This is a genomic window from Psychrobacter sp. CAL346-MNA-CIBAN-0220 (assembly GCF_040309805.1).
Lineage (GTDB): Bacteria > Pseudomonadota > Gammaproteobacteria > Pseudomonadales > Moraxellaceae > Psychrobacter.
The window spans coordinates 1-6,880 of the sequence record NZ_JBEOPF010000011.1 but is presented as its reverse complement, the minus strand read 5'-3'; the positions used below and the strand labels follow the sequence as shown (position 1 = coordinate 6,880).

Below are 6,880 nucleotides of genomic sequence, written 5' to 3'. Positions count from 1 at the left end.
GCTTTTTCAAACCACTCAACCGCCTTAGCATACTCCTGACGAACGCCTAATCCTTGAAAGTACATCAAGCCAAGATTAGTCTGAGCTTTAGCAGCACCTTGATTGGCAGCTTTTTCAAACCACTCAACCGCCTTAGCATACTCCTGACGAACGCCTAATCCTTGAAAGTACATCAAGCCAAGATTGTATTGAGCTTTAGCAAACCCTTGGTTGGCAGCTTTTCCATATAACTCGGCTGCCTTAGCATAGTCCTGACGAACGCCTGTTCCTTGATAGTACATCCAGCCAAGATTAGTCTGAGCTTCAGCAGCACCTTGATTGGCAGCTTTTTCATACAGATCCACTGCTTTAACATAATCCTGACGGACGCCATGACCATTCTCATACATCACTCCGAGGTTGGTTTGAGCTTCAGCAGCACCTTGATTGGCAGCTTTTTCATACAGATCCACTGCTTTAACATAATCCTGACGGACACCTGTTCCTTGGTAGTACATCAAACCAAGATTGTTTTGAGCTGAGCTGTGTCCTTGATTGGCAGATTTTTCAAACCACTCAACCGCCTTAGCATAATCCTGAGATACGCCAGTTCCTTGATAGTACATCGACCCAAGGTCAGTCTGAGCTTGAGCATCGCCTTGATCAATTAATTCTTGTAGTTCGTCAGGTAGCTCGTTAGGTAGTCTGTTTTGCTTATATACTTCCACTGTTTCAGTAGACTCCTGACTGCCTTCATCTTGCGTTTTCTGACAGCCTGTAAAAACAAGAGAGGAAAAAACAATAGGAAGAATCATCACTACTGACTTACGTTTAGTAAAAATCATATATTTAGTATCTCTTTTTATATTTTTTGCTAATATGTTACTGCTATGTAAACATTAGCATATAAAGTATTACTAAAACTAAAAGGTATATCTATATGCAAGATAACGGGCTATTGGGCTGTGGGATTTTTCTAGTATATATCGCTTTCTTTTTTATTACTGGAACAATGGCCTTCAGTGTTGTTGAGCCACATAGCTTTATTGGCATATTAGGATTTTTAATAGTTTGGGGTATATTGCAATTCGTAGGCCAAGCTATATTGGCCGTTTTATTTTCGCTATTAGCTAGATAAACAACCCTATATTATTAAAATCCTGAAACTTAATTTTTCTTCCTTCCTGCCTTAACTACCAACCCATACTTGGAGATCGTGACCTTGTGGGTGCTTTAGCACGCTCTAGTTCTTGCTCTTTCGCTTTTATTGCTTCTCTCACTTGCTCAGCAACCTGTTTAATTCCTTCAATTCCGCCTGTATTTCTGTCTGTGAGCCTGTTATTTTCGTCTGTGACTGCTCTATTTTGATCTGTGCGTTCACTAATTCGCTCAATCCGTCCTCTAACTTCACTGTATCGCTCTCTAATTGCGTCGTATCGCTCTTTAGATAATCGGGCGGTGTTATCGTGCTCTGATACGTCTTCAACTGCTCCACGAGCTGCATCTGAACGTTTCCTAACGCCAATAACTCGCTTATCAACGTTGATTGCATTGTTGCGTGATTTTTCCGATGCTGTACCCAACCAATGAACACGCTTGTTTGTTCTGTCATTGAAGTTTGCAACTCCTTGAACAATATCGGCAAGCGTTCCAGCTCTTGCGTCTTCGTTCTTGCCAATTTGTTCAATGAGGCTGTCAATTCGGCTATATCCTGGTCTTTCTTGCGTATCTGCTGCTGTGTGTATCGCTCTTGGTCGTCTAGCATCTGCTGTTGGCGTTTGATCGTGTCCTGCTGTGCTTGTAGTGCTTGCTGCACTTTCTCTAGTAGTCTCTTGTCCATAACTTACCTCTGACTGTAGTCGATGGGCTGCTGTGTCTGCGGCGGCTGATTGATATAGGTTGGTTTTGAGAATTTGTTGACCAATGCTGCCCCTATGAGCATGCCGAACACCATTACCGTGATTGCGACGATACTGGTGACTATCACCCATTTTTTCATTTCTGATTTGATGACTTTCGCTATCCGGTCTTCTCTCTGCGTTATCAGTTGCGAGATGTGCTGAGTATAAGCCTCTATCGTTTTCTCTATGTCTTCTGCGAACTGCTCTAAATGCTGGGTGGTATGGGCTTGGACGTTGCTCATATAATTTTCGAGGGCTGTAGACATATCGGTTTGATGCGTGGCTAACGTTTTTAACAACTGCTCGTTGCTCGTGTCTAGGCTTTCCATGCCTTGCTTGATGATAGTCTCGCTTTCTTGCAACTTCGCTGTCATAAAGCTGTTTAGCTGCGTCGTAGCGTTCTGTACTTCTTGCTCGATAGTCTTCGCTTGCTGCTGTGACTGTGTTTTGAATTTCGCTGCTAAAGTTAAAATCTCGCTCATATAATCCGCCTGTCAGCCTGATATTTCGTTTCCCTGCTGGGTTCTTAATAGAGATCGCTTTGTCCGTCTCTCTTGCTATCTCAAAGCCACTGCTAGTCAATGCTTGGATCACATCAGCACGATTGGTGATCACGCCTTCAATCACCAATGCTTGTAGACCGTCAGTAATGGCTTGTCTTGCGTCTTTGATCTCTCTTGGTAAGTTGTCACGCTGCGCCATTAGTCGCTTGTTGGCTGGATCACTGGGGTCGGTAAAACCATGCTCGATGTTTTGCATTTCTTTCCATGCGTTCACTCTGCGCTTATCAACGCTATGAACATAGGGCTGAAATGCTCTGCCGTGTTCTAAGTCCACGTTAGCAAAAACAAAGTTCAGCTCTAACCTGCCTTTGTCTCGATGCTCAACCCACGAAACGGCAACTCTATCAACGTCTAACCCTGCTCGAATGGTCTGCTCGAAGCCGTCCATCAAGGCGTTTTTTTGTTCTGTAGTGACCTCATTGGCTGTCTCGGTGAACGATAAGCAACCACTGGTGTATTTTTGCTTGAAGTCGAGGCTATCAATGAGCAAAGCTTGATTGTTTATGTCGCCCCTGAGTACCTCGGCATCAATCCGTTTACCGTCTGGCTGCTCTTTGTCTTTGAGCAAGTAATCAAACACGCCCTTGCTGCCACCAGTGCCACGAGTGAAGAATTTAACGATCATCGGGCATGCTCGATGCTAGTGCTTTGTCTAGCGTGGTTTGCAAGTTGAGTAAGGCCATTAATACGGCGTTACCGACTTCTTGCCCTGTGTTGGTCTGCTTGGCGATTTGGTTGATGTTGATACCAATGCGATTAATGGCTCGTACCAATTCGGGGTCGGCACTGTGTACGATTTTTTTGTGCTTAGGTTCAGGCGCGGCTACCGGCTGATCGAGTACCAATCTGCGAACGTAGTTAGACATGTCGTGCTGACCTGCACGCTTTTTGATGTTCAATATTTCAGTGTCAGAAACTCTGATTTTTAGCCACTTTGTCCTTGCCATGTTCGCCTCGCTTTAGCGGTTGTTTTTTACCCCTCACGGCTTTTTGTGAGGGGTTGGGGTTAAGGGGTTTCCCCTTACCAGTGTGCCTTGGGTCAATAGTAACGTAGTGGATATTGTACCCACGGTATATGCTGGCTAATTATAAATTAATAGATATCCTCTGTATTCAAAATAAATATTGAATACAGAGGATATCTTATATCAGCTAAAAAAAATTTAATATGCTTCAGGGTCAACACATCGAGGGCATACATTACCTACCTCGTCACCCCAGTAACTCAGTTCACTATTTGCCCAAGGTAGACCACAAACATCACAATCCACCTCTATCTCTCCGGATTCTTCATTCCCGCAATAAGTACATCTATACCCTGTTAGCGAGTCCTTATTAAGTATGAGCGTGTCATGATGACAACTCTCACAGTAGTAAACGTTCCATTCAATAAATGTTGTATGTTTAGGTCGCGTACCTCGAAATAATGCATTTTTGGCATCTATTACATCATGATGTGCTTCAGAAAGGGCATGCTCATACTCATCAACTAAAACTGAAAAAACTGAAAATCTATCTTTACCAACTTCATTTTCAAGACTAAACAATGAAAATATATCTGTAAATTCATCTAAGCCTCTAACTAACCTACCAATGCACAACCTAACTTCTTTCACAGTAAATTCGAATTCATAGTGCTCTATTGAATTCCGTAAATCTTTCATGTCAGTAATATCAGTAATAAACTCTTGATCTACAAACTTGTTCCCAGTAGAGCTGCATGTCTCATTAGCAACGATTGAAAGTGCTTGCTCGACAGTAATAGTATGAGGAGTTGTCTGACCCACCAACAATGTCGAAAAATCAAACCCGCTTGCTGCAAGTGATGCATGCGCAGTTAGCAAATCAACGTTGTCCTCTTTAGCTTTGCTAACAAGTTTCCTATAGCACTTGCTATAGACTAAATTCTCATCCAATGTCTGAACATACATCTTTAAGACAAGCTCAATACAATGAGATAGATGAAGTATCGAAAATTTAAGAGCAATAGGGTTAGCTTGCTGCCCACTTTCAAATTTTGCTAGAGCCTCATTAAAACTATCAAGAGCATTCGATTTAATATCTAACTTTAGTTCCAAAGTAAATCCTTATGTTTAAAGTAATGAGGCACCAATGCTTAGGAAACAAAAGTAAGAAAACATGGCAGCTCAATAGCCTAAGCGCAAAAGACTGCCAAACTAATAAACTTCCATACCACGGAATCCTAGCAAACATTCAGAAAAGGCTGTTATCTGACTTAGGCTTGCACTTTCCGCCCTAAATACTGGTTTTTCTTAGCCAATTTCGTATTGTCCGATCTGATACGCCTAGCTCTAATGCTATTTCTTTCGTAGTGAAGTTTAAATCTTTAAGATTAGTTGCCTTAGTCCTCTTATCGCTAAATTTTGCTGACCTTGCGATGCCTCCATTTGGCGAATTACTAGCTTTGCCACCCTTGCTGCCTTTGAGTGCTTGGCGATAGATAAACTCATTGTAGTGATACCCATCACGCTTCCAGCAAAATTTAGCGATGCTTTTGGCAGTAGCCTTGATTTCTGAGTACGGTAATGGCTCTGAAAACATCATATTTACGCTTTGAGCATGTTTAAGCACTGAGTTATACCATTGCTCCCAAGTCTTCCCTCGATGCTCTCTAATGGCAGAATACGCCCAATGGCGAACGGTATCGAACAGAGTGCAGTTCCTACCAAGTCCGTATTCTTTCTCTGTGTTCGTTAAAGGTCTAAGATCAACAAACTCAGCTAGATAATTTAGCTCATAAGCTTCTTTTGTCCATACTTCGGTACGCCAATGCTCGTGCATGGGGTTTTTGGTGATGAAGTTGGTATAACCAACGTCTGCTCTTGTCTCTCTGACCAGTCCTGCTTGTATCTTAGCGAGATAGTCTAAGGCTTTACGGCTGCCATGCTCACTGGTACAAACAGGCGTTTTTAGCTCATAAACAATATGAGCGTGTCCGTTTGAGGGGTTTTGGCTTGTCCATCGTGGCGGTGGCAAGTATTCCTCTGCCCAACGCATTGCACCATGCTCATGATCAATGTCTAAGCAAATAAAGTGGGTCATGCAAGGGGGGTTGTGCTGGATGTACCGCATTTTGACGGCAGTTTGCCTAGGACGAATGACAAGATTACCTAAATCATCGGTGCAATAGGGCTTATGGGGGAGTGTTTCGTATATTTCCGGTAGTATTAACATCACGCACACTTGTGTTGGTGCGCCTGCTGATATAAAATATCCGTATCGAAAGATGGGTTTTATATCTGCTGACACAGATTAAAATTCACCTAACCCCTAGTGTTGGTAGCACTAGGGGTTAGTCGTTTCTAGCATTTGAGTTTACGCTCTCACTCTTGTTTCGTCAATTAGCAACTTCTTCGAAAAACCATGCTATTTAAGGCTCAGAACTCTATCTTTGATTTAAATATTTGTATAAATCACAACCTTTTTGATCGCCATTATCACAAGATTTACCAAACCATTCCTTAGCGACAACATAATCCTGACGCACCCCTCTGCCTTCATAATACATTGCACCAAGTCTAGCCTGAGAACGAGCATTGCCTTGGCTTGCAGCTTTTTCGTGCCATTTTTTTGCAGTTGCATAATTTTGACGTACACCTAAGCCGTTGTTATACAGCTGACCAAGGAGATATTGAGCAGCATCTTCGCCTTGATTAGCAGCTTTTTCATACCACTCTGCTGCCTTTGCATAATCTTGACGTACGCCTTCGCCTTCGGCGTACATTGTTCCAAGCAGATATTGAGCCTCAACAACACCTTGGCTAGCAGCTTTTTCAAGCCACGGAGCAGCCTTGGAATAATCCTGACGTACGCCTTGGCCTAGGAAGTACATTGATCCAAGAGCAGCTTGGGCTTCAATAACTCCTTGATTAGCCTCTCGTTGAACTTGATTAAAATCAACAGCCATCGCTGAAACAGACAGCATCGCAGCGACTAAAAGCAGGGTTGTTTTACGAATTAAGGCGGTGTTCAGAAGGGTCATAGCAGATCTCTATAGATAGATTTTCGGGATATACATTTGTGCGTTATTACCATGATAGCAGAACTATTTTAGAGCGTTCGGACCGATGACTTTCTTGGGTGAAAACCATTTACCATAATCTATCTTTATGGGAACAATGGGTGGTTTTGGGGATTATCTACTACCCATTTCAGATGGAAAATAGATCACACTATTGTTTAATTTAATAGTCGATAACCATCACATCCCTTTTGTAAACCTTTATCACAAGCATTTTGAAATAACTCTACTGCCAGATTCTCATCCTGATGCACACCTATACCATTAGCGTACATCACTCCAAGGTTGTATTGAGCTTCAACATTACCTTGATTGCCAGCTTTTTCAAACCACTCAACCGCCTTAGCATACTCCTGACGAACGCCTAATCCTTGAAAGTACATCAAGCCAAGATT

9 protein-coding genes are annotated in these 6,880 nt (G+C 42.5%); 1 reads left to right on the top strand and 8 read right to left on the bottom strand.

Going from position 1 to position 6,880, the window contains the following annotated elements; translation table 11 throughout:
* A partial coding sequence (locus AAEY88_RS12380) for a tetratricopeptide repeat protein (RefSeq protein ID WP_350562855.1) occupies positions 1-824 on the bottom strand: 824 nt, incomplete at its 3' end.
* A gap of 95 nt (positions 825-919) precedes the next feature.
* Between AAEY88_RS12380 and AAEY88_RS12375 the strand changes: the two genes are divergently transcribed.
* Entirely contained in the window at positions 920-1,117 is a 198-nt protein-coding gene (locus AAEY88_RS12375; protein ID WP_350562853.1) for a hypothetical protein, read from the top strand.
* 138 nt (positions 1,118-1,255) lie between these two features.
* On the opposite strand, the gene AAEY88_RS15845 is transcribed toward AAEY88_RS12375, so the two are convergent.
* From AAEY88_RS15845 to AAEY88_RS12340, 7 genes are all read right to left on the bottom strand, one after another.
* The gene (locus AAEY88_RS15845) at positions 1,256-1,819 is read right to left on the bottom strand and encodes a hypothetical protein (RefSeq protein ID WP_407074462.1); all 564 of its coding nucleotides are present in this window, start codon (positions 1,817-1,819) and stop codon (positions 1,256-1,258) included.
* A gap of 3 nt (positions 1,820-1,822) precedes the next feature.
* Positions 1,823-2,362, bottom strand: coding sequence for an MbeB family mobilization protein (locus AAEY88_RS12370; protein WP_350562859.1), 540 nt, complete (start codon positions 2,360-2,362; stop codon positions 1,823-1,825).
* Between the two features lie 695 nt (positions 2,363-3,057).
* Positions 3,058-3,390, bottom strand: a complete 333-nt coding sequence (locus tag AAEY88_RS12360; RefSeq protein ID WP_350562851.1) for a plasmid mobilization protein — start codon at positions 3,388-3,390, stop codon at positions 3,058-3,060.
* Between the two features lie 216 nt (positions 3,391-3,606).
* Positions 3,607-4,521, bottom strand: a complete 915-nt coding sequence (locus tag AAEY88_RS12355) for a hypothetical protein (protein WP_350562849.1) — start codon at positions 4,519-4,521, stop codon at positions 3,607-3,609.
* A gap of 178 nt (positions 4,522-4,699) precedes the next feature.
* The gene (locus tag AAEY88_RS12350) at positions 4,700-5,638 is read right to left on the bottom strand and encodes a replication initiation protein (RefSeq protein ID WP_350562857.1); all 939 of its coding nucleotides are present in this window, start codon (positions 5,636-5,638) and stop codon (positions 4,700-4,702) included.
* A 211-nt stretch (positions 5,639-5,849) separates the two neighbouring features.
* Positions 5,850-6,446: a tetratricopeptide repeat protein gene (locus AAEY88_RS12345; RefSeq protein WP_350562847.1), complete on the bottom strand. Its 597-nt coding sequence runs from the start codon at positions 6,444-6,446 to the stop codon at positions 5,850-5,852.
* Positions 6,447-6,643: 197 nt separating this feature from the next.
* Positions 6,644-6,880, bottom strand: a 237-nt coding sequence (locus AAEY88_RS12340; protein WP_350562845.1) for a tetratricopeptide repeat protein, incomplete at its 5' end; no start/stop codon positions are given.

What these genes read in the sequence shown, in the direction of transcription:
- AAEY88_RS12375 (WP_350562853.1), top strand. Translation starts at nt 920, where the DNA reads ATGCAAGATAACGGGCTATTGGGCTGTGGGATTTTTCTAGTATATATC.
- AAEY88_RS15845 (WP_407074462.1), bottom strand. Translation starts at nt 1,819, where the DNA reads ATGGACAAGAGACTACTAGAGAAAGTGCAGCAAGCACTACAAGCACAG.
- AAEY88_RS12370 (WP_350562859.1), bottom strand. Translation starts at nt 2,362, where the DNA reads ATGAGCGAGATTTTAACTTTAGCAGCGAAATTCAAAACACAGTCACAG.
- AAEY88_RS12360 (WP_350562851.1), bottom strand. Translation starts at nt 3,390, where the DNA reads ATGGCAAGGACAAAGTGGCTAAAAATCAGAGTTTCTGACACTGAAATA.
- AAEY88_RS12350 (WP_350562857.1), bottom strand. Translation starts at nt 5,638, where the DNA reads ATGTTAATACTACCGGAAATATACGAAACACTCCCCCATAAGCCCTAT.
- AAEY88_RS12345 (WP_350562847.1), bottom strand. Translation starts at nt 6,446, where the DNA reads ATGACCCTTCTGAACACCGCCTTAATTCGTAAAACAACCCTGCTTTTA.